The sequence below is a fragment of the Pseudomonas sp. WS 5411 genome (assembly GCF_012985595.1).
In the GTDB taxonomy this organism is placed as follows: Bacteria; Pseudomonadota; Gammaproteobacteria; order Pseudomonadales; family Pseudomonadaceae; genus Aquipseudomonas; species Aquipseudomonas shahriarae.
This window is the reverse complement of the sequence record NZ_JAARMC010000001.1, coordinates 320027-340598: the sequence shown is the minus strand read 5'-3', so window position 1 is coordinate 340598 and position 20572 is coordinate 320027. Positions and strand designations below refer to the sequence as shown.

The 20572-nt window shown below is 61.9% G+C and carries 21 protein-coding genes; 8 read left to right on the top strand and 13 right to left on the bottom strand.

What is annotated here, in order from left to right:
* The first annotated feature begins 70 nt into the window (after nt 1-70).
* Both HBR93_RS01545 and HBR93_RS01540 read left to right on the top strand, forming a co-directional pair.
* Nucleotides 71-730 carry a FadR/GntR family transcriptional regulator gene (locus HBR93_RS01545; RefSeq protein WP_057958539.1) on the top strand — a complete coding sequence of 220 codons (660 nt, stop codon included), beginning with the start codon at nt 71-73 and terminating at the stop codon, nt 728-730.
* Nucleotides 720-2000, top strand: coding sequence for a CynX/NimT family MFS transporter (locus HBR93_RS01540; RefSeq protein WP_169959726.1), 1281 nt, complete (start codon nt 720-722; stop codon nt 1998-2000). The genes HBR93_RS01545 and HBR93_RS01540 overlap by 11 nt, the downstream gene beginning before the upstream one ends.
* Here the strand turns inward: HBR93_RS01540 and HBR93_RS01535 are convergent.
* From HBR93_RS01535 to HBR93_RS01500, 8 genes are all read right to left on the bottom strand, one after another.
* Nucleotides 1997-2647: a DUF1120 domain-containing protein gene (locus HBR93_RS01535; protein ID WP_169959725.1), complete on the bottom strand. Its 651-nt coding sequence runs from the start codon at nt 2645-2647 to the stop codon at nt 1997-1999. The two genes, HBR93_RS01540 and HBR93_RS01535, sit on opposite strands and share 4 nt — an antisense overlap.
* 17 nt (nt 2648-2664) lie before the next feature.
* Complete coding sequence (locus HBR93_RS01530) at nt 2665-3807, bottom strand: DUF1120 domain-containing protein (RefSeq protein WP_169959724.1); 1143 nt, start codon at nt 3805-3807, stop codon at nt 2665-2667.
* A gap of 11 nt (nt 3808-3818) precedes the next feature.
* Nucleotides 3819-6251 carry a fimbria/pilus outer membrane usher protein gene (locus HBR93_RS01525; protein WP_346266837.1) on the bottom strand — a complete coding sequence of 811 codons (2433 nt, stop codon included), beginning with the start codon at nt 6249-6251 and terminating at the stop codon, nt 3819-3821.
* Between the two features lie 55 nt (nt 6252-6306).
* Entirely contained in the window at nt 6307-7008 is a 702-nt protein-coding gene (locus HBR93_RS01520) for a fimbria/pilus chaperone family protein (protein WP_115128934.1), read from the bottom strand.
* A gap of 33 nt (nt 7009-7041) precedes the next feature.
* Complete coding sequence (locus HBR93_RS01515; RefSeq protein WP_115128933.1) at nt 7042-7668, bottom strand: DUF1120 domain-containing protein; 627 nt, start codon at nt 7666-7668, stop codon at nt 7042-7044.
* Between the two features lie 89 nt (nt 7669-7757).
* Nucleotides 7758-8378 (bottom strand): DUF1120 domain-containing protein, encoded by a 621-nt coding sequence (locus HBR93_RS01510; RefSeq protein WP_115128932.1) that lies wholly within the window; start codon nt 8376-8378, stop codon nt 7758-7760.
* A 37-nt stretch (nt 8379-8415) separates the two neighbouring features.
* Nucleotides 8416-9030 (bottom strand): DUF1120 domain-containing protein, encoded by a 615-nt coding sequence (locus tag HBR93_RS01505; RefSeq protein WP_115128931.1) that lies wholly within the window; start codon nt 9028-9030, stop codon nt 8416-8418.
* Between the two features lie 47 nt (nt 9031-9077).
* Nucleotides 9078-9704, bottom strand: a complete 627-nt coding sequence (locus HBR93_RS01500; RefSeq protein WP_057438259.1) for a DUF1120 domain-containing protein — start codon at nt 9702-9704, stop codon at nt 9078-9080.
* A gap of 428 nt (nt 9705-10132) precedes the next feature.
* Between HBR93_RS01500 and HBR93_RS01495 the strand changes: the two genes are divergently transcribed.
* The 5 genes from HBR93_RS01495 to HBR93_RS01475 all read left to right on the top strand — a co-directional run bounded on the left by HBR93_RS01495 (nt 10133) and on the right by HBR93_RS01475 (nt 13665).
* Nucleotides 10133-10942, top strand: coding sequence for a response regulator (locus tag HBR93_RS01495; protein WP_057958546.1), 810 nt, complete (start codon nt 10133-10135; stop codon nt 10940-10942).
* A gap of 200 nt (nt 10943-11142) precedes the next feature.
* On the top strand, nt 11143-11778 hold the full coding sequence (locus tag HBR93_RS01490; protein WP_057438263.1) for a response regulator transcription factor: 636 nt from the start codon (nt 11143-11145) through the stop codon (nt 11776-11778).
* Nucleotides 11779-11862: 84 nt separating this feature from the next.
* Nucleotides 11863-12333 (top strand): nuclear transport factor 2 family protein, encoded by a 471-nt coding sequence (locus HBR93_RS01485; RefSeq protein ID WP_120734108.1) that lies wholly within the window; start codon nt 11863-11865, stop codon nt 12331-12333.
* Between the two features lie 36 nt (nt 12334-12369).
* Nucleotides 12370-12654, top strand: coding sequence for a GIY-YIG nuclease family protein (locus HBR93_RS01480; protein ID WP_057444436.1), 285 nt, complete (start codon nt 12370-12372; stop codon nt 12652-12654).
* An 81-nt stretch (nt 12655-12735) separates the two neighbouring features.
* Nucleotides 12736-13665, top strand: coding sequence for a glutathione S-transferase family protein (locus HBR93_RS01475; protein WP_057438265.1), 930 nt, complete (start codon nt 12736-12738; stop codon nt 13663-13665).
* A gap of 198 nt (nt 13666-13863) precedes the next feature.
* On the opposite strand, the gene HBR93_RS01470 is transcribed toward HBR93_RS01475, so the two are convergent.
* Together HBR93_RS01470 and yejK are read right to left on the bottom strand one after the other, a co-directional pair.
* Nucleotides 13864-14217 carry a glutaredoxin family protein gene (locus tag HBR93_RS01470; protein ID WP_057438267.1) on the bottom strand — a complete coding sequence of 118 codons (354 nt, stop codon included), beginning with the start codon at nt 14215-14217 and terminating at the stop codon, nt 13864-13866.
* Nucleotides 14217-15221 (bottom strand): nucleoid-associated protein YejK, encoded by a 1005-nt coding sequence (yejK, locus tag HBR93_RS01465; RefSeq protein WP_038443112.1) that lies wholly within the window; start codon nt 15219-15221, stop codon nt 14217-14219. The genes HBR93_RS01470 and yejK overlap by 1 nt, the downstream gene beginning before the upstream one ends.
* A 396-nt stretch (nt 15222-15617) precedes the next feature.
* Here yejK and HBR93_RS01460 point away from each other — a divergent pair, with 396 nt between their 5' ends.
* Nucleotides 15618-15899, top strand: coding sequence for an HU family DNA-binding protein (locus HBR93_RS01460; protein WP_038443110.1), 282 nt, complete (start codon nt 15618-15620; stop codon nt 15897-15899).
* 67 nt (nt 15900-15966) lie between these two features.
* Here the strand turns inward: HBR93_RS01460 and rlmF are convergent, their stop codons facing one another.
* From rlmF to HBR93_RS01445, 3 genes are all read right to left on the bottom strand, one after another.
* Nucleotides 15967-16983: a 23S rRNA (adenine(1618)-N(6))-methyltransferase RlmF gene (rlmF, locus tag HBR93_RS01455; protein WP_057958549.1), complete on the bottom strand. Its 1017-nt coding sequence runs from the start codon at nt 16981-16983 to the stop codon at nt 15967-15969.
* A gap of 138 nt (nt 16984-17121) precedes the next feature.
* Nucleotides 17122-19968 carry a valine--tRNA ligase gene (locus HBR93_RS01450; RefSeq protein WP_169959722.1) on the bottom strand — a complete coding sequence of 949 codons (2847 nt, stop codon included), beginning with the start codon at nt 19966-19968 and terminating at the stop codon, nt 17122-17124.
* A 213-nt stretch (nt 19969-20181) separates the two neighbouring features.
* Nucleotides 20182-20565, bottom strand: a complete 384-nt coding sequence (locus tag HBR93_RS01445) for a DNA polymerase III subunit chi (protein WP_169959721.1) — start codon at nt 20563-20565, stop codon at nt 20182-20184.
* Nucleotides 20566-20572 lie beyond the last annotated feature (7 nt).

Genomic DNA, 20572 nt, shown 5'->3' with positions numbered 1-20572 from the left:
TGCTTCTGTAGGCAACTCCGAATAGGCTGTACGAAAATTCATCCTATGATTGGACGAAAGTACAAAACCCATGCCGGACATCGCCCCTCTGATCAAACGCTCCCTGGTCGACCAGGCCCTGGACCAACTGCGCCAGCGCATCACCCAAGGCAAATGGGCGATTGGCGAGCGCCTGCCCACCGAGCCGGAGCTGTCGGCCGAGCTGGGCATCAGCCGCAATACCGTGCGCGAAGCCATGCGGGTGCTGGCGTTCTCCGGGCTGATCGAGGTTCGCCAGGGAGACGGTAGCTACCTGCGTTCCATGACCGATCCGTTGGGGGTGATGAATGCCATGTCCCAGTGCACCCTGGAGCAGGCGCAGGAGACGCGGCAGATTCTTGAGGTCGAGGCCGTCGGCCTGGCGGCCTTGCGCCGCACCCCTGAGGATCTGCAACGCCTGCACCAAGCGCTGCAGGCCAGTGGCGAGCACTACCACGGCGACCTGGAGCACTACATCCAGTGCGACCTGGTGTTCCACAAGCGCCTGGTGGACGCGGCCCACAACCCGGCCTTGAGCGAGCTGTACCAGTACTTTTCCAGCATCGTCGGCGCCCAGTTGCGCCAGACCCTGAATATCAAGCCGCGTCGCCAGGCAGTGTTCGACCTGCATGTCGAACTGCTCAATGCCGTGGAGCAGCAGGCCCCGGAGCGCGCCAAAGCCCTGTCCCGGCAGTTGATCAATGAACCTTGAACCCGAGAACGCCATGTCCCGCCCAGAAAATGCCCTTGAAGAATTGCTGATCGACGCCGAGGCCGACGACGAGGTGGTCCAGCACAGTCCGCCGCAGGTGCATCGTCCGTGGCTGTTATTACTGGGCCTGATCCTGGTGGCGTTGAACCTGCGCCCGGCGTTGTCGAGCATGGCACCGCTGCTCAGTGAAGTGTCCGCCAGCCTGGGGTTGTCGGCGGCCCAGGCCGGCCTGCTGACCACCTTGCCGGTGCTGTGCCTGGGCCTGTTTGCGCCCATGGCGCCGATCCTCGCCCGACGGTTTGGCGCCGAGCGGGTGGTGCTGGGGATTTTATTGACCCTGGCCGCCGGGATCATTCTGCGCAGCTCGTTCGGTGAGGTCGGGCTGTTCGCCGGCAGTCTGTTGGCCGGGGCCAGTATCGGCATTATCGGGGTGTTGTTGCCGGGGATCGTCAAGCGTGACTTCGCCAGGCAGGCCGGGGCCATGACGGGGGTCTACACCATGGCCCTGTGCCTGGGCGCGGCGTTGGCAGCAGGGGCCACGGTGCCGTTGAGTCATTACTTCGCAGACAGCTGGAACATCGGCCTGGGCTTCTGGATGCTGCCGGCACTGCTGGCGGCGCTGTTCTGGTTACCGCAAGTCGGGCAGAAACACGGCGCCCACCAGGTGGCGTATCGGGTCAAAGGCTTGCTGCGCGACCCGCTAGCCTGGCAGGTGACGTTGTACATGGGCCTGCAATCGTCCCTGGCCTATATCGTGTTCGGCTGGTTGCCGTCGATCCTCATCGGCCGTGGCCTGAGTGCCACTGAAGCCGGGTTGGCCCTGTCCGGCTCGATCATCGTGCAACTGGCCAGCTCCCTGGCCGCACCCTGGCTGGCCACCCGTGGCAAGGATCAACGCCAGGCCATTGTGGTGGTAATGCTGCTGACCCTCGGCGGCCTGTTCGGGTGCCTGTATGCACCGTTGGACGGTCTGTGGGGCTGGGCGATTCTGTTGGGCCTGGGCCAGGGTGGCACGTTCAGCCTGGCGCTGACCTTGATCGTGCTGCGCTCGCGCGATTCCCATGTGGCCGCCAACCTGTCGAGCATGGCCCAGGGCATCGGTTACACCCTGGCGTCCCTTGGCCCGTTCGCGGTCGGCCTGGTGCATGACTGGACCGGCGGCTGGACGGCCATTGGCTGGATTTTCGCGGTAATCGGCCTGGGTGCAATCGTCGCCGGGCTGGGCGCAGGACGTGCGCAGTATGTGCAGGTCACCAGCGAGAAACTCTAGAGATACAGCACTTCCAGGGTTGCCGAGCCATCCAGCGGGGTATCGGTGCTCAGGTCCAGGTTCTGCCGGGCATTGATCACCGCCTCGACTTTGACCGTGCTGATCAGAACCTGAATCGCCGACGGTCCGGCGACACTGTCTTTGGTTTCGGTGAAACCCAGGTAACTGTTGGCGCCAATCTCGATGGTGTTGAGGTTGGCGGTACGCCAGGCCAGGCCGCCGGTGGTGGACTCGGTGCCGTAGATCAGCGAAGTACTGTCGACCAGCGTTTTTCTGGGATCAAACGTCATGGAGTACAGCCCGATGCGATTACCACTGTTGTCGAACCCCAGCCCGTAATAGATCTCGCTGTTGACCGTGGCCGAACCGTTGCGATTGTCGCGCATGCGCAGGGCAAAGCGCGCTGGGGCATTGCAGCCGATTCTGACTTGCAACTGCTTGATCGGCAGGCGTGTGCCCTTGTCGAGGTTCAGGTCATGCTGGGAAATCTTGCCGTAGTCGATCATCCCGCCGCTGGACAGCAGCGGGGTACAGGCTGTCGGCGTGACCTGGCCTTTGACGCTCAGGTCCACGGTCGAGGCGGCCAGCGCAGGTTGCGCCGAGACCAGTAACAGCAGGGCGGGCAAAGCCAGGCAGTGCTTGTGCATAAAGAAGGTTCCAGAGGTCAGAGGTAGATGATTTCCAGGGTGCCGGAGCCGTTGATACGCACCACGTTGCGCAGGTCCATGGATTGGGTGGGGGCCAGGTAGGGCTTGATGCGCACCGTGCCGACCAGGTGTTGAGCGGCAATCGGCCCCAGGGTGCTGCCGATGCTGTCGGTAAACCCCATCAGGCTATTGGCGGCGATCGGGATCTGCCGGGCGGTGGCGCTGCTCCAGGCCTGGCCGTTGCTGGTGGAGTCGGTGCGATAGAGGGTGCCCAGGTTATCGGCGCTGAAGTCCGCCGGGTCGATGTTCAGATAGTAGCGACCGATTTTGTTGTGACTGGCATCCACGCCCAGGCCGTAGGCGGTCTCATCGGTGCCGCCGATGGCCGAGCCGAATCGGTTGTCGTGCATCACCAGGGCGAAGCGTGCGGGGGCATCGCAATTCACGGAAAACTGCAACGTACGGGTGGGCAGCGGGGTTTCTGCAGTGGCGCTCAGGTCCTTGGCCAGCAAGGTGCCGTAATCCACCAGGCCGCCGTTGGATAACTGCGGTGTGCAAGCGACGGGGGCGAAGTGGGCGCGCAGGGTCAGTTCCCGGTAGCGTCCGCTTTGGGGGGCGTCGAAGGTGCCCGACACTTCCCAGGTGGTCGCATCGCGCACGTGGGTCGCGGCCACGTCGGCCCAGGCACTGAGGCTTACTTGCAGGGAAAAGTGCTGGCCTTGCACCGGAGTGCCGCGGACCATCGGCACCACCCCATGGCCTGGACGCCAGTTCAACGCTGTGGCGACGGTGGCGGGAGGCTGGCCGGCGCCCGGTAGTAACCCCAGCTCCACTGCCTGGCCATCCAGCACGCCATCGCTGACTTGCAGGGCGTAGTGTCCATGTTCGGTAAATTGCAGGTATTGCGCATTCGCCGCCAGGGCCCGATAGAACACACTCATATCCGCCGGTTGCGGACAGCTCAGGTTCAGGCTCAGGCGGCGTTCGCCGAGCAGGCGCTGGGGGGCGCTGTCGTTTTGTGCAAGGCGGCTCATCAGGCCCAAATCCAGCAGGGATTCACTGAGGGTCAACTGGCACTCGTCATCGGCCAGGGCATTGCCGGCAAGGCCGACGGTAAGCACGACCGCCATCAGTCGCTTTGGGGCGCGGAAAAGGCGCATGGTGATCGTCCTCATAAGGCGTTGCAGCTCGCTGGCGCGGTTTCGAAGTACACCTGGGGATCGCCCTTGGCCGACAGTTCAAATTGCAGCCGGCAGCGCTCCATCTCTGGTGCGCTGACCCACAATTCGGACTGCTCCAGCACGTTGGGCAGGAACACCTGGCCACCGTCCTGCACCAGGGTCACGAACTCGCCGCTGGCGGTACTGACAGAGGCGCCACGGGGCAGCAACGCCCCCTGCGCGGTGCGCGCGGTGAGCAACACTCGACGGGTCAAGGTCACGCCGAATTCGACCCGTTGCACGGCGCCGCGCCCGGCCGAGATCATGGTCAGGCCGTTGTTGATATCGGCGTTGCGCGGCAGCGAGCGGGTCTGCACTTCCACCGGGCTGCGGCCATAGGCGCTCACCTGGGGCACCACGGCCTGGCCTTGCCAGTCGGTCCACACCGGGCCGCTGGGCGTGCTCAGCTTGATACCGCCCATGTCGCCCAGCGCCACCACGGCAAAGGTGTCGCGCACCGCATACGGCGACAACGTGACACCGCCACCATGCAGCACCACGCCCCCCCGGGCGCTGCCCTGATAGCTCGAACGCTCGGCATCGGCGCGGCTGTAGCTGAAATCGAGTTGGCTGTAGCGGGGCAGGGCCGAGAGGCCGAGGGTGGTTTCGACCTGCTGGTCGCGGGTGTCGTGTTCGGCGCTGACGCGGTAACTCAATTGATCGTCGATCTGTTCGTTCAGCCCCAGCCCCGTGCGATGTTCGCCACCCGAGTTGCGGACCCAGGCCCGCACGCGGCGGCTCTCGCCCAGGGGCAGGCTGACGTTCAGGTACACCGCGTTGTCCTGCTGCTGGCGCCCGCCCATCTGCCACTCGGCACTGGCCGACAATGACACCCCGCCGACGCTGGTGCCCCAGGACGCCAGGCCGCGACTGCTGCTCTCGCCGTCAGCGCTGCTCGAGCGCGAAACCCCGGCACTGAAAGCCCCCAGCCACGGGTGGGACCAGCCCAGCGTGGCGCTTTGTTGATCGCGATAACGGGAGCGCGGTTGCTGGGTGGTGTCGGGCGCGTAGGTGGCTTCTTCCAGTTCCCGATAGCCCGGTGTCCTCCAGGAATTGGCCACGCTGAACGACCATTGATCATTCAGGCGCTGGGCCCAGGACAGGTCGGTTTGCAGGCCACGGACCTTATCCCGCGCCTGGGTATCGGCGAGCTGTGTGGACAGCTGGATCTGACTGTCCAGCCACGGCAGCCAACCCAGGCTCAGCCCCGCAGCCCGGTATTCACTGGACATCAGCACGCCGCTGCCCAGGGACAGTTGCGAGTGCACGGCACCGGTCCAGCCCGCGCTGGCGACCCACGGATCGTCGCCCTGGGCATCGCCGATATTGCGCACACGGCCCACCGCCACCGAGTACCCCGGTGCTGGCAACCCGAGGCCGAGCATGGCGGCGGGGACGGTGAAGCGTCGCTCGCCGCCGCTGCTTTCCTTGACCGTGACTTCGACGTCCGAACGCGAGTTCAGGCGCCGTACGTCCGTCAGGGAGAACGGGCCGGCGGGCACCACCGTGGAGTGAATCAACGCGCCGTTCTGCCGCACCTCGACTTGCGCCGGGCTGTTGGCAATACCGTCGATGGTCGCGCTTTGCCCCTGTTCCAGTAGAGCCTGTTCGGTCAGAACCTGGACCCCGGTGATCTGCGCACCGGATAACACCGGGTTGTAGAGGCTGATCTGCCCGGCTTGCAGCACGGCTTGATGGCTGGCAAAGGTGCGCTGGGCATAGGCCTCCAGATGGGTGCTGCGCGACAGCCCATCCTGCCAGGTCTGTACTTGGCGGCTGCGCATGATCCAGTCGCCGGCGTTGAAACCCACCTCGGTATTGGCCGAGCCAAACCGGCTGTTGCCGTCGCCGAAGCGGTTATAGAACCCTGTGAGATCGTAATTGAGCAAGCCGGCGACGCCGCCGGTTTCATAGCCCGAGACGTCCTGTTGCACCGGGCGCAATGCATCGGTTGGCACCACCAGGGACACGCTGAGGCTGGCGGGGTCCGGCTCCACCAGGCTTTGTGGGTACTGCGCGAGAAAATCATGGCAGGGCCCTTCGTCGCCGGGGATCGTCAGGTTGGCGGCGTCCAGCAAGGATCGGTCAAAACACAGTACGCCCTGTTGATCAAAACCCACCTCCAGGCGCCCACGAGGCTGGCCGTTGACCCGCAGGCTCACCGCCTGCCTGCCGGCGGCAAAGCGCGGGGCGTCCAGCAGCAGGTTGGCCAACTGTGGGTCAATGCCGCGCTGGTGCAGGGTGGTGGCGTCGAAGCCGGGCCGTGCTTCGGCCCAGGCTTTGCCCGGCAATAAGGCACAGGCCAGCAGCATCGCGGGGAAGGCAAGGCGAGCGGGGGTGTCGGGCACTGCTTCGCCGTCACGGGAGCTCAATATTGTTTTCACGAAAGGCACTCGATTGAAGGGCGTCTGTGGCGGGGCGGGAACCTCTTGTTGCTCGTCAGATGATCGGGGCTTCGTAGGCGGCAGCCGCAAAGCCGTAGACGGTGGCCGGTTGCAGTCGCACTTTAGTGGCGGGGCCGCCGCTGGCCTGCACACTCAGGGTCTCCCCGGGCAACACGTAGGTGCGAGGCAGCATGGCTTTGCCGTCACCGGGCAGCAGGCGCAGGTCCTGGGCCAGGCGCACCACATACGGGCTGTCGTTGCGCACGTGCAAGGTACTGCCCTGTTGCGACCAGGTCAGGCTGGTCCAGGGCGTGCGATTGAGGGCCAGGCCCTTGGGGTGGATGATCACCGGCAGGTTCTGGCGCACCGTCACGCCGACCTGTGCGTGCCCGGCTTTGGCCGCGGAACGGCCCTGGGGCATACCTTCGAAGATCGCCCGTTTGAGCCGCTGGGTACGCAGCGGTTGTTGGCTTTGCAGGATGAAACGGACCAATTGCGATTTGTCCGGCTCCACCCGTGACAGTGGCGGCGTGACTACCAGCAGGGGTTCGGTGTCTTCGGGAATGTCTTCCAGGGTGACGTGCAACAAGGCGAGCTGGCCGTCGGTGTTGGTCACTGAAACGGCGGCCTCACCCTCGGCTTCGTAAATAATCACCACGGAGGTGTCCGGCACCATGCCGTCGGCCTGGGCCTGTGCGCCAAGCAGCAGCGACAGGGCAAGCCAGCAGGTTGTTGTTTTGAGTAAGGTTGTGGTCATGCCGGGGTCTTCCATTGGGGCAGCGTGAAGAGGTCAGAGGTAACGCAGGTCCAGCACGATGGAGCCATCGAGCGGCACCTCCTGATTCAGGGTCAGGTACTGGGTGAAGTTGATCGACGTGTCGATGCGCAATTGAGTCGTCAACTGGCCGATGAAGTCCGGCTGGCGATCTCCGGGCAGGGCAAAGCCGACATAGGATTTGGGGTACGCATTGGGTTCCGGGCGCCAGGTTTCGCCACTGTCGGTGGAGGCCAGGACCTGCATGGGCTGTGAGTCGCCCTGGGGGTTGCGGTAGGACAGGGCGATGGACCCCAGGCGCTCGGCCGGGACGTGGATGTTTCGGCCCAAGCCATAGAAGAAACCAGGGGCCAGTGAGGATTGCGCGCGGTTATCGAGCCCCACCAGGGCAAACAACATCGGCCTGGTGCATTGCACCTTCAGTTCCAGCAACTGGCCCGGTAGTACGGTGAACTCGTTGGCGTTGAGGGTGTGGGCGGGAATTTTCCCATGATTAACCGTGCCGTCCTCTGACAGCGTCACGTGGCAGGCATCCGGCGTCAGCCGCCCCGTTACCGTGATATCGACAGAAGACGCGGCGAAGGCCGCTGCGCCATTCGTCAGCAAAAGCCAGATCGCCAGAAGGCGAGGGTAGGTGTTCATCGGTGGGCGCCACTGGCCGAAGTAGACACGGCCGATACGAAAGAAATACCCATGCCCGCAAGTCTCAGCCAGGCATGGGCGTCCAAGGGTTACAGGTACTTGACTTCAAGGGTGGCGGAACCATCGAGGGTGACCTCGTTGCTCAGGTCCAGGCCGTCGGTACGGGCAATGCTGGTTTCCACTACCAGTTCCGCCACCAGCTCCTGGATGGAGGCCGGCTGGGTGGCGTCATCCATGCTGGCTGCGGCCATGTACAAACCTGGATTCCAGAACTTTTCGCTGTACCAGGTATTGCCGCCGTCTGCGGATGCAATCGGCTGCATCGGTATTCCGTTGGCGACCGCGTTGCGCAGCGTCAACCCGAACCAGCCCAGTTTTTGCGTGCCGTTGATCAAGCCCAGGCCGAACTGGGCCGCAGTGGGGGACGAGCCGGCGCGGTTGTCGATGGCGTGCAGGGCAAATTGAATCGGGGCATCGCACGTGACCCCCAGGATCAGGACGTGGGTGCCGATTTGTGTGGAGCTGTCCGCATGCAAGTCTTTCGCGGAAATCTTGCCATGGTCGACGATTCCGCCATGGTCCATGTTAGGCGTACAGGCGCTGGGTACGATCAGACCCTTGACGGTCAGGTCGACGGTGGAGGCCGCGTAACTGGTGGCAGAGCCAAGCAGCAGCAGGCTGGTGGCGATGGCGGTGAACACGGGTTTCATGGGAGCGAGTTCCTTTCGATTGGGGCTGTGTGTGGCGTTACAGATAGTTGACCTGGACCGTGGCGTGCCCATCGACGGGGACTTCGTCGGTCAGGGTCAGGCCATCGGCAGGCGCAATGTGGGTGTACAGGCGGATCTCCGCGTCCAAGGCGCGGACGGCGATAGGTACCAGGTCATTGCCCCTCGCAACTGCCGTCACCAGGGTGTGGTTGAGCATATTGGTCAGTTCCCACGTCACGCCGCCGTCTCGCGAGGTAATGGTCCGTACCGGGGCACCGTCAGCTATCGGGGTGTAGAGATGAAAGGCGGACCCTCCCAGTTTCTCGCCCTCGGGCGTCATGCCCAGGCCATGCCAGTTGTCGTGGTTGGCCGAGGAGCCGGCACGGTTGTCGACAGTGTTCAGGGTGAAAAGCGTCGGTGCTTCACAGCGCACGCTCAGTAGCATGGATTGATTGGGCAGTTTGGTGTGCTGGTCGGCGTTGAGGTCCTTGGCCGACATTTTCCCGAAGTCGATGGTGCCGTCGCCTGAGATCAACGGTGCGCAGGCGCTGGGCGTAATGGTGCCTTTGACGGCGAGGTCGGTGGTGCTGGCGGCGAATGCCGCCGGTGTGAACAGCAATGTCAGTAGGAGTCTGGAGGCAAAAGCGTTCATAGACATAGGGCCCTTTATCTGGAGTGGTCCAAGCAGCGTCGACCGGTTTAGAGGTACTTCACTTCCAGGGTTGCCGAACCGTCCAGCGCCACCTCATCGGTCAGGGTCAGCGTGTTTGCCGGGGCAATCCAGGTATTGAGCACGATCTCCACGGATGCGGTTTCGAGGGGGTGCGGCAAGTAACCGACATCCGGGACAAAGCTGCCGAATGCAATCAACCGGTTGGGCGCGACATAGTCGTCGTCCCACTGCATGCGCCATGTGCCATCGCGAAATTGCAGCATTTGCGATGGGATGTCGGCGACGGGGTTACGCACGATCACTACATACATCCCGAGTTTTTCCGTGCCATTGATCAGCCCCAGGCCATAGCCTGAGGCATTGGTGCCGTGCGATGTACCTGCCCGATTATCGACAGGGTTGATCGCAAACAGCGTCATGGCCTCGCAATTCACAGTCAGTTGCAGGGTCTTGTCTTCAATTCGTGTTTGTGTGTCCGGGTTCAGGTCTTTGGCCGAGATTTTCCCGAAGTCGATAGCGCCCGGCACGGTGAGGGTGCAGGCGCTTGGGGTGATAAGCCCTTTGACCGTAAGGTCCACGGTGCTGGCGGCAAAGGCCGACGAGGCACTGGCGAGCAACAGGGCGGTGCCCACCAGGTTTAACGACTTGTTCATGTTCAGGTTGTTCCAGTGCAGGTTCGGCTGATAAGGCGCACACGGCAATACCTGCCCTTTGTGAAGGGTGGCTTACAAGGCGGCTTGGGCTTATGGGTTTCAGGGCTGCTGCGGGGCGGCGCCTGAGCTCCCTCTTCTCGGGGTAGGCGCAATTTAGCGGGGAGACTGGGCAGGGGAAATACAACTATTACGACAATCGGCGGGAGAGGGAAATCAGTTTGGAGCGTGTCGGAATAAGTTAATTTGTTTTGTAGGAAAGTTGGTTTTTTCGTAGTTTTTGCATCGTCATGACCGCCTTCATAAGGCTACTTTTGTAGTGCGATAGCAGTCTTGTGAAGTGTTCGCACGTCCCCTGGCTGTTGCGTCAGCGTTGCCGGCCTACTACGAGCGCTGGGCGTTGCAGGACCCATCGCAATCATGAGGTGACCATGGAGACTGGCGTATTTTCCAACGCAGTGCTTTCCCGTGAACCGACACCTTCGCCTACACCGCCTGTGCACTGGCAGCACCTCAAGGTACTGGTGGTGGAAGACCACTCCGCCTACCGTATCTTAATGGGGTGGTTCCTCAAACAGCTCGGGCTGGGCCATCAATTGGTCGGCGACGGGCAGCACGGGCTGGCAGCCCTTACCGAACGACGATTCGACCTGGTGATCAGTGATTGTCAGATGCCGCATATGGACGGCTACACCATGAGCCGTGCAATCCGTCTGCGTGAACACGCTAACGCCCAGAGGCGGGTACCGATCATTGCCTTGACCGGTAACCTGGTGCATGACGACCCCCAGCGTTGCCGCGATGCAGGCATGGATGCCTGGTTGCTCAAGCCGTTGTCCCTGGGGCAATTGCATAGCGTATTGGCATTGTGGCTGCCAGGCCCGGCCGATGTGCAGGCGCCGGTGCCCGTTTCGGCACTCTGGCCGACCCGTGCCGGCCTGATTGAAACCTTTGGCGATGCTCTTGTAGTGGACCAGATGCTCGCCAGCCTGCTTTGCGAAGCCCGGGAGGACAGTGTCGGCCTGGCTCATGCGTGCCGGACTCTGAATGCGCCGTTGACCGCCGAGCGCTTGCATCGCCTGGTGGGGAGCCTGGCCTTCCTCGGGGTGGCGGACCTGGAGTTGCGAGGCATGCGCCTGATCGAGCGCGTCCATGCCCAGGGCATAGCATTGAGCGCGTCGCAGCTGGAAGCGTTCCAGGCTGACTTGCATACCTACCTCACTTACTTGGGCTCGCTGTGATGCCTTTGTCGATTTGTAGGTAAATGGAAGTCTGTGTTGAAAGTTTTTGGTGTAGGCGTTTTCTTTTTATTTTGTAGGTGTTGCCGGGCTGGCTACCAAACATTGATCGTGATGAAAAAACCGGGAGCTCAGGCAGTTGTTGAAGGGGACCGGCGCAGGTATTTTGCGCGGATTCAAGTTGCCATCATCCGTGGGTATTTATGCTTCGCGTAATTATTGCTGACGATCATCCCATTGTGCGTATCGGGCAGAGAGTGGTAATCGAGGCGAATGGTCGGTGCAAAGTCGTGGGGGAGGCCGATGGCCCCGATGAACTGCTGCGGTTGCTGGAAACCACGCCCTGCGACGTACTGGTGACCGACTTCGCTATGCCGGGCGGCCAGCAGGCTGACGGCTATGGCCTGCTGAGCCTGTTGCACCGCCAGTACCCGAGGTTGCCGGTGATTCTGGTGACCATGTTTGCCAACGTCGCCACCTTGCGCGCCTCCTTTGCCCACGGCGCACAGGCGATCGTCGCCAAAAGTGCCTCGGCCAAGGAGTTGCCCCTGGCTATCAAGACCGTGCACGCCGGCCAGACCTTTGTCAGCGAATGCCTGCGGGTGCAGTTGGTGGAGGCGGGTACGGGCGACCAGTCGCAACAGCCGCAGTTGTCCGGCAAGGAGCGCGAAGTGGTGCGCATGCTCGCCAGTGGCATGACGGTCAGTCAGATCGCCGCGCGGGTCAATCGCAGCATTTCTACCATCAGCAAACAGAAAAGCACGGCCATGAACCGCCTGTGTATTTCCACCGACGTGGATCTGTTCGCCTATGCTCGCAGCTGCGGGATGGTGCCCTAGGTATTCCGCAGATCAATGCCGATGGTGTTGCAGGCCCATGCACACTATCGTAAGTGACTTTCAACCCTTTGCCGGATGCTGCCCATGAGCGACGCCCATAACGCCCTGATCAACGAATTCTATGGCGCCTTCCAGCGCCTGGATGCCGAGGCCATGAGTGCCTGCTACACCGAGGATGTGCTGTTCAGCGACCCGGCGTTCGGCGAATTGCGCGGGCGCGATGCTGGCGACATGTGGCGCATGCTCACCACCCGGGCCAAGGACTTTTCCCTGACCTTCGACCAGGTACACAGTGACGACAACAAAGGCAGTGCTCACTGGGTGGCGACCTACCTGTTCAGCCAGACCGGCCGCACGGTGGTCAACGATATCCAGGCGCGCTTTGTGTTTCGCGACGGCAAGATCTGCGAGCACCACGACCATTTCGACCTGTGGCGCTGGTCGCGTCAGGCCCTGGGCGCCAAGGGCCTGCTGCTGGGCTGGACGCCGCTGGTGCGCAACGCGGTGCGCGGCCAGGCGTTGAAAGGGTTGAAGGCGTTCCAGGCCAGTCGTTGATAAGATTGGCGCTCTTTTCGTTTGCCAGAACCTTTTGTGAACAGCCCACCTGAACCTGTCGCGCCCAAACCCTGGTTTGTCTACCTGGTCCGGGCGGCCAATGGCGCGCTCTATTGCGGGATCAGCAACGATCCGCTGCGCCGCTTTGCGATGCACCAGAGCGGCAAGGGCGCGCGGTTTTTTCTGTCCAGCCCGGCGGTGGCGCTGGTGTATACCGAGGCTTGCGCGAGCAAGGGCGAAGCCCTGCGCCAGGAACGCCTGATAAAGAAGCTCAAGAAAAGCGCCAAGGAGTGTCTGGCCCGGGCTTATCAATCTGACTGATCAGTTCCCATCAGGCCAATGGCTAGGCCGCCGGGGTTTTGCGCGATAATCTGGCCGCTCCTTCATCTGGCGGAGTCCGGCATGTCTGAGTTGATCCTGCACCACTACCCCCAATCCCCTTTCGCGGAAAAAGCCCGCCTGCTCCTGGGCTTCAAAGGGCTGTCCTGGCATTCGGTGATCATTCCCCCGGTGATGCCCAAGCCGGACCTGACGGCCCTGACCGGCGGTTACCGCAAAACCCCGGTGCTGCAGGTGGGCGCGGATATTTATTGCGACACCGCGCTGATCGCCCGTCGCCTGGAACAGGAAAAGGCCACGCCGCCGCTGTTTCCCGAAGGCCAGGAACTGCTCAGCCAAAGTTTTGCCGCCTGGGCCGATTCAGTGGTGTTTTCCCATGCCGTGGCCCTGGTGTTCCAACCCGAATCCCTGGCCGTGAAATTTGCCAAGGTGCCACCGCAGTTGCTGCAGGTGCTGGTCGCCGACCGTAGCAAGATGTTCGGCGACGGTAGCGCCGCCCGCATGCCGCTGGAGGTGGCGCGGCACCAGTGGCCGGCAATCATTGCGCGGCTTGAGCAACAGTTGCAGCGTCAGTCAGGGGATTTCCTGTTTGGCGAACCGTCGATTGCCGACTTCGCCATGGCCCATCCGTTGTGGTTCCTCAAAGGCTCATCAGTGACCTCGCCGCTTGTGGATAACTATCCGGCTGCCAGCGCCTGGCTTGCTCGGGTGCTGGGCTTCGGGCATGGCACCGCCAGCGAGATGAATGCCGGGCAGGCCCTGGAAATCGCCCGCGATAGCGCGCCTGCGGCGTTGCCGGATGAAGTGTTTGAAGATCCCAACGGGTTCAAGGTCGGCCAGCAAGTGACCATCGCCGCGACCGACTATGGCGTCGACCCGGTGGCGGGGGAGTTGGTGTTTGCCGGTCGCGAAGAGTTGATCCTGCGCCGCGAGGATGAGCGTGGCGGCACCGTGCATGTGCACTTTCCGCGCCTGGGCTTCTTAATCCGTTAATCAAACCGCTGTAGGCGCGGGTTTGCTCGAATGCCGTTCAGTCAGGTGCAGATCCCCTGTGGGAGCGGGCTTGCTGGTCAGTCAACATCAATGTTTGCTGGGCCGACGTCTTCGCGAGCAAGCCCGCTCCCACATTTGGTCTTCGCTGCGTTGAGCATTGCGTTCGCTTAACGGGTCGGCATTAGGGCTTGCTCGCGCCTACAGGTTCAGGGCGGACAGGATGGCATCCGGGTTGTAGTCGCGGATCTGCGTGCCATTCACGTCCACAAATGGAATCCCGCCGCCTCCCAGGGCCTCATAAGCCTTGCGTCCCTGGGCATCCTTCTCGATGTCCACGGTCTTGTAGGGGATACCCTTCTGATCGAGGAACCGCTGGGTCTGCTTGCAGTACCCGCACCACTCGGTGCTGTACAGCGTGACCCGGGCAGTGGCGCGTACCTGCTCCGGGACGACCTGCGACGGATTGAACAGTCGCTCGATCTTGCCCCAGTTCTGGATCGCCACCACCACCAGCAACACCAGCAGGACTTTCTTCAGTACCCCGCCGAGCATCAGTTACGGCGCTTGAGCTGGTCGGTCAGTTGGGTCGGCAAGCCCTTGATGATCAGGGTGCCGGCGGCTTCGTCATACTCGATCTTGTCGCCCAGCAGGTGCGCTTCAAAGCTGATCGACAGGCCCTCGGCGCGCCCGGTGAAGCGGCGGAACTGGTTGAGGGTGCGTTTATCCGCCGGGATTTCCGGCGACAGGCCGTAATCCTTGTTGCGGATATGGTCGTAGAAGGCCTTTGGCCGATCTTCATCAATCAGGCCCGACAGTTCTTCCAGGCCCATCGGCTCGCCGAGCTTGGCCTGGCTGCTGGCGTAATCCACCAGGGTCTTGGTTTTCTCGCGGGCGGACTCGTCCGGCAGGTCTTCGCTTTCGACGAAGTCACTGAAGGCCTTGAGCAGGGTGCGAGTCTCGCCCGGACCGTCGACGCCTTCCTGGCAGCCGATAAAGTCGCGGAAGTACTCCGAGACCTTCTTGCCGTTCTTGCCCTTGATAAACGAGATGTACTGTTTGGACTGCTTGTTGTTCTGCCATTCGGACACGTTGATGCGTGCCGCCAGGTGCAACTGGCCCAGGTCCAGGTGGCGCGAGGGCGTCACGTCCAGCTCGTCGGTCACTGCCACGCCTTCGCTGTGGTGCAGCAGGGCGATGGCCAGGTAGTCGGTCATGCCCTGTTGATAGTGGGCAAACAACACGTGGCCGCCGACGGAGAGGTTGGACTCCTCCATCAGTTTTTGCAGATGCTCCACGGCAATCCGGCTGAAGGCGGTGAAATCCTTGCCGCCTTCGAAGTATTCCTTCAACCAGCCACTGAACGGGTGCGCGCCGGACTCGGCATGGAAGAAACCCCAGGCCTTGCCTTGTTTGGCGTTATAGCTCTCGTTGAGGTCGGCGAGCATGTTCTCGATGGCGGCGGACTCGGCCAATTCGGAGTCACGGGCGTGGAGAACTGCGGGCGTGCCGTCGGGTTTTTTGTCGATCAGGTGGACGATGCAATGACGGATCGGCATGGGCTTCTCGGCTGGTTGAGCGGGAGCGGTTGGCCTCCCGGAAAAAGTCGCCAGTGTACCGCACCCGTTGGTCGCGGCGTCGTTTGAAGCGGTTTCGGGAGGCCTCTGACGGGTCATATGCCTTTTTTTCACGGTTTAGAGCGATAAAGCTGACCAAATGGGTAGGTAGAAGCGGATATTTCCCCGTCTCTGTGCTAGTTTTGCCCGGTCTTACGCGATGTATCGGCGTTAAGCGTGCATTCAGCATTTGTCAGGTCGAACCAAACCCCGTTTCAGGCATCTATAACCCCGATCTCTCGCGGTTATGGCCAGGGGTGCCAGGCCATGACGGTCGGGCTCGATGGCTGACACTGCACTCTGCAATCCAAATGAATTTGATAGGGAAGGAACACCACAATGGCTTTGACTAAAGACCAACTGATCGCTGATATCGCCGAATCCACTGATACCACCAAGGTTCAAGTACGTGCCGTACTGGAGCAACTGGCTCAGATCGTTGGTGACCAGCTGGACAACGGCGGCGAAATCACTCTGCCAGGTGTTGGCAAGCTGAAAGTGACCGAGCGTCCAGCCCGTACCGGCCGTAACCCTTCGACTGGCGCTGCCATCGAAATCGCTGCGAAGAAAGTGATCAAGCTGGTTGTGGCCAAAGGCCTGACCGACTCGATCAACAAGTAAGACGCAGCAAAAAAAACCGTGCACCGGAGCGATCCGGGCACGGTTTTTTGTTGCCTGCGATTTACCTCTAGCGCACCCAGCGCTGGCGCCAGATCTGCTGCTCGTTCTTGGTCTGGAAGGTCCAGGCCACAAAACGGCTCTGTTTCTGGCCCTGGGACATCTCCACTACCTGGCTTTCCAGGGCACCGGCTTTTTTCAGCGCGGTCTCGATGGCAGGCAGGTTGGAGGCTTTTGACACCAGAGTGCTGAACCACAGCACTTTATGGGCGAAATGCGCGCTTTCGGCGATCAATTGCGTGACAAACCGCGCTTCGCCGCCCTCACACCATAGCTCTGCCGACTGGCCGCCGAAGTTCAGTACCGGCAACTTGCGCTTGGGGTCGGCCTTGCCCAGGGCGCGCCACTTACGCTCGCTGCCTTTGGTCGCTTCGTCCATGGAGGCATGGAACGGCGGGTTGCACATGGTCAGGTCAAAACGCTCACCCGGCTCCAGCAGCCCCAGCAGAATATGTTTCGGGTTGGTTTGCAGGCGCAGTTGGATGACCTTGCTCAGGTCGTTGGACTGCACGATGGCCTTGGCGGCCGCCACGGCGGTAGGGTCAATCTCGGAACCGAGGAAATTCCAGCGGTAATCCATGTAGCCGATCAGCGGGTAGACGCAGTTGGCGCCCATGCCGATATCCAGCACCTTGACGATCGAGCCACGGGGGATCTTGCCGTCGTTGACACTGGCCAGCAGGTCGGCGAGGAAGTGCACGTAGTCGGCACGCCCTGGCACCGGTGGGCACAGGTAGTCAGCCGGGATATCCCAGTGCTGCACGCCATAGAACGCCTTGAGCAGCGCCCGGTTGAACACCCGCACCGCGTCCGGGCTGGCGAAGTCGATGCTTTCCTTGCCGTAGGGGTTGAGGATCACGTACTGGGCCAGTTCCGGCGTGGTCTTGATCAGCGCCGGGAAGTCGTAACGGCCCTGGTGGCGGTTGCGCGGATGCAGAGTGGCCTCTTTGCGTGGCACCACGGGCTTGGCTGTGGCGGCGGTTTTCGGCTTCTTGCGGGGCGGTTTGGGTGTGCTGGGGGCGGTCATGATGATTCTGGTGTTGGCTCAAAGTGGCGGCCATTGTCACACATCCTGAGCCCGCCCCGGGCAAATGTGGGAAGCGGGGTGTTTTCCAGGGCCAAAAAAAAGAGACCCGAAGGTCTCTTTTTTTACGCGGGTTGCCTCTTACAGGCTGGAAATCCGCGCATGTTGCTCCGCCAGCTTGCCCAACGCCTGTTCGGCCTCGGCCAGCTTGGCGCGTTCCTTGTCGATGACTTCGGCCGGGGCCTTGTCCACGAAGGCTGCATTGGACAGCTTGCCGCCCACGCGCTGCACTTCGCCCTGCAGGCGCAGGATTTCCTTGTCCAGGCGCGCCAGCTCGGCACCTTTGTCGATCAGGCCGGCCATCGGCACCAGCACTTCCATCTCGCCGACCAGTGCGGTGGCAGACAGCGGTGCTTCGGCGCCGTCAGCCAATACGGTGATCGACTCCAGCTTCGCCAGCTTCTTGAGCAGGGCGTCATTCTCGGTGAGACGGCGCTGGTCCTCGGCACTGGCGTTCTTCACGAACACCGCCAAAGGCTTGCCGGGGCCGATGTTCATCTCGGCGCGGATATTGCGCGTGCCGAGCATCAGGGTCTTGAGCCATTCGATGTCGCTTTCGGCAGCCTCGTCGATGCGTGCTTCATTGGCCACTGGCCAAGGTTGCAGCATGATGGTCTTGCCTTCGATACCGGCCAGCGGCGCCAGGCGCTGCCAGATTTCTTCGGTGATGAACGGCATGAACGGATGCGCCAGGCGCAACGCCACTTCCAGCACGCGCACCAGGGTGCGACGGGTACCGCGCTGGCGCTCGACCGGCGCGTTCTCGTCCCACAGCACCGGCTTGGAGAGTTCCAGGTACCAGTCGCAATACTGGTTCCAGATGAACTCGTACAAGGCCTGGGCGGCCAGGTCGAAACGGAACTGGTCGAGTTGGCGGGTCACTTCGGCTTCGGTGCGCTGCAGCTGCGAGATGATCCAGCGATCAGCCAGGGACAGCTCAAAGGCTTCGCCGTTCTGGCCACAGTCTTCGCCCTTGTCCAGCACGTAGCGCGCTGCGTTCCAGATCTTGTTGCAGAAGTTGCGATAGCCTTCGACGCGACCCATGTCGAACTTGATGTCGCGACCGGTGGACGCCAGCGAGCAGAAGGTGAAACGCAGGGCGTCGGTGCCGTAGCTGGCGATGCCGTCGGCGAACTCGTCGCGGGTCTGCTTCTCGATTTTTTTCGCCAGTTTTGGCTGCATCATGCCCGAAGTGCGTTTCTGCACCAGGGTTTCCAGGTCGATACCGTCGATGATATCCAGCGGGTCCAGGACGTTGCCCTTGGACTTGGACATCTTCTGGCCCTGGCCATCACGTACCAGGCCGTGTACGTACACGGTCTTGAACGGTACCTGCGGGGTGCCGTCTTCATTCTTCACCAAGTGCATGGTGAGCATGATCATCCGGGCAACCCAGAAGAAAATGATATCGAAGCCGGTGACCAGCACGTCGGTGGAGTGGAACTTCTTCAGGAACTCGGTCTGCTGCGGCCAGCCCAGGGTCGAGAAGGTCCACAGGCCGGCACTGAACCAGGTGTCCAGTACGTCGTTGTCCTGCTGCAGCGCCACGTCCGGGCCGAGGTTGTGCTTGGCGCGCACTTCGGCTTCATCGCGGCCGACATAGACTTTGCCTGACTCGTCGTACCAGGCCGGAATGCGGTGGCCCCACCACAATTGACGGCTGATGCACCAATCCTGGATGTCACGCATCCACGAGAAGTACATGTTTTCGTACTGTTTGGGCACGAACTGGATACGGCCGTCTTCCACGGCAGCAATCGCCGGCTCGGCCAACGGTTTGGTCGACACATACCATTGGTCGGTCAGCCACGGCTCGATCACGGTGCCGGAGCGGTCGCCCTTTGGCACTTTCAGGGCGTGGTCGTCCACGCTGACCAACAGGCCGGCGGCATCGAATGCGGCAACGATCTGCTTACGTGCTTCGAAACGATCGAGACCGGCGAACTCAGCCGGGATCCTGCCGTCGATGCTGTCGTTCAGCGTGCCGTCGAGGTTGAACACCTGGCAGGCGGGCAGTACGGCAGCGTTTTTATCGAAGATATTCAGCAGCGGCAGGTTATGGCGCTTGCCGACTTCATAGTCATTGAAATCGTGGGCCGGGGTGATTTTCACGCAGCCGGTGCCGAATTCAGGGTCGCAGTAGTCGTCCGCGATGATCGGGATGCGGCGGCCTACCAGCGGCAGCTCGACGAACTTGCCGATCAGTGCCTGGTAACGCTCGTCGTTCGGGTTAACCGCTACGGCAGCGTCGCCGAGCATGGTTTCCGGACGGGTGGTAGCGACGATCAGGTAGTCGTTGCCTTCGGCGGTCTTGGCGCCGTCGGCCAGCGGGTACTTGAGGTTCCACAGGAAACCCTTCTCGTCGTGGTTTTCCACTTCAAGGTCGGAAATCGCTGTGTGCAGCTTGGTGTCCCAGTTGACCAGGCGCTTGCCACGGTAGATCAGGCCATCTTCATGCAGGCGCACGAAGGCTTCCTTGACCGATTCCGACAGGCCATCGTCCATGGTGAAGCGCTCGCGGCTCCAATCCACCGACGAGCCGAGACGACGGATCTGACGGCTGATATTGCCGCCGGAATGGTCTTTCCATTCCCAGATCTTCTCCAGGAACTTCTCGCGGCCCAGGTCGTGACGGTTTTGGCCAGTGGCTTCCAGTTGGCGCTCCACCAGCATCTGGGTGGCGATACCCGCGTGGTCGGTGCCTGGCTGCCACAGGGTGTTGCGGCCCTGCATACGGCGGAAACGGATCAACGCATCCATGATCGCATTGTTGAAGCCATGGCCCATGTGCAGGCTGCCAGTGACGTTCGGCGGCGGAATCATGATGGTGTAGGACTCGCCCGCACCTTGCGGAGCGAAATAGTTCTCGGACTCCCAGGTCTGGTACCAGGAAGTTTCAATAGCGTGCGGCTGGTAGGTCTTATCCATGCGCGGCGGGACCCTAGTTGGCATTTATTCAGGAAAGCCGGCAAGTATAACGAGGGATAGGGGAGAGGGCGAGACGAAGAGAGGGGCTAAGGCTGGCGCGGGTCAAATGTGGGAACGGGCTTGCCCGCGATAGCGGTGTGTCAGTCATCGACAAATCGACTGATCCACCGCCATCGCGGGCAAACCCGCTCCTACAGGGGATATCTATGTGGCTTAGGATTGGTACTGGCTAAGCAACCGCTCCATCCGCGCATCCATCCGGCGCTTGATCTCGGTTTCGATATGCGGGGCAAAGTCGTCGATCACGTCCTGCATGATCAATTGCGCAGCGGCGCGCAGTTCGTTGTCCAGGTGCAACAACAGGGCATCGGGGGCTTTTTCGGCGGCAGGTGCTGCCTGGGCGACGGGCGGTTCGACCGGCGCGGCGGCGGCTGGCTTGGCGCCGACTGTATCGAACAGCAGGGGGATCTGTACCTCTTCTGCGACAGTATCGGTCAGCAGCGGCGGTTGCAGGTTGTCATCACCCAGCAACTGGCGGATCGACTCGAGGTCGTCCAGCAGGTGGTCAGACGGTTTTAGCGGGTTTGAAGTGTCCATCATGTGC

Excerpts from the sequence above, each read along its gene's own strand:
- HBR93_RS01445 (WP_169959721.1), bottom strand. The coding sequence starts at position 20,565 with ATGGACACTTCAAACCCGCTAAAACCGTCTGACCACCTGCTGGACGAC.
- HBR93_RS01535 (WP_169959725.1), bottom strand. The coding sequence starts at position 2,647 with ATGCACAAGCACTGCCTGGCTTTGCCCGCCCTGCTGTTACTGGTCTCG.
- HBR93_RS01505 (WP_115128931.1), bottom strand. The coding sequence starts at position 9,030 with ATGAACGCTTTTGCCTCCAGACTCCTACTGACATTGCTGTTCACACCG.
- HBR93_RS01485 (WP_120734108.1), top strand. The coding sequence starts at position 11,863 with ATGAGCGACGCCCATAACGCCCTGATCAACGAATTCTATGGCGCCTTC.
- HBR93_RS01545 (WP_057958539.1), top strand. The coding sequence starts at position 71 with ATGCCGGACATCGCCCCTCTGATCAAACGCTCCCTGGTCGACCAGGCC.
- rlmF (WP_057958549.1), bottom strand. The coding sequence starts at position 16,983 with ATGACCGCCCCCAGCACACCCAAACCGCCCCGCAAGAAGCCGAAAACC.
- HBR93_RS01520 (WP_115128934.1), bottom strand. The coding sequence starts at position 7,008 with ATGACCACAACCTTACTCAAAACAACAACCTGCTGGCTTGCCCTGTCG.
- HBR93_RS01500 (WP_057438259.1), bottom strand. The coding sequence starts at position 9,704 with ATGAACAAGTCGTTAAACCTGGTGGGCACCGCCCTGTTGCTCGCCAGT.
- HBR93_RS01515 (WP_115128933.1), bottom strand. The coding sequence starts at position 7,668 with ATGAACACCTACCCTCGCCTTCTGGCGATCTGGCTTTTGCTGACGAAT.
- HBR93_RS01495 (WP_057958546.1), top strand. The coding sequence starts at position 10,133 with ATGGAGACTGGCGTATTTTCCAACGCAGTGCTTTCCCGTGAACCGACA.
- HBR93_RS01460 (WP_038443110.1), top strand. The coding sequence starts at position 15,618 with ATGGCTTTGACTAAAGACCAACTGATCGCTGATATCGCCGAATCCACT.
- HBR93_RS01475 (WP_057438265.1), top strand. The coding sequence starts at position 12,736 with ATGTCTGAGTTGATCCTGCACCACTACCCCCAATCCCCTTTCGCGGAA.
- HBR93_RS01490 (WP_057438263.1), top strand. The coding sequence starts at position 11,143 with ATGCTTCGCGTAATTATTGCTGACGATCATCCCATTGTGCGTATCGGG.
- HBR93_RS01450 (WP_169959722.1), bottom strand. The coding sequence starts at position 19,968 with ATGGATAAGACCTACCAGCCGCACGCTATTGAAACTTCCTGGTACCAG.
- HBR93_RS01540 (WP_169959726.1), top strand. The coding sequence starts at position 720 with ATGAACCTTGAACCCGAGAACGCCATGTCCCGCCCAGAAAATGCCCTT.
- HBR93_RS01530 (WP_169959724.1), bottom strand. The coding sequence starts at position 3,807 with ATGCGCCTTTTCCGCGCCCCAAAGCGACTGATGGCGGTCGTGCTTACC.
- HBR93_RS01470 (WP_057438267.1), bottom strand. The coding sequence starts at position 14,217 with ATGCTCGGCGGGGTACTGAAGAAAGTCCTGCTGGTGTTGCTGGTGGTG.
- yejK (WP_038443112.1), bottom strand. The coding sequence starts at position 15,221 with ATGCCGATCCGTCATTGCATCGTCCACCTGATCGACAAAAAACCCGAC.
- HBR93_RS01510 (WP_115128932.1), bottom strand. The coding sequence starts at position 8,378 with ATGAAACCCGTGTTCACCGCCATCGCCACCAGCCTGCTGCTGCTTGGC.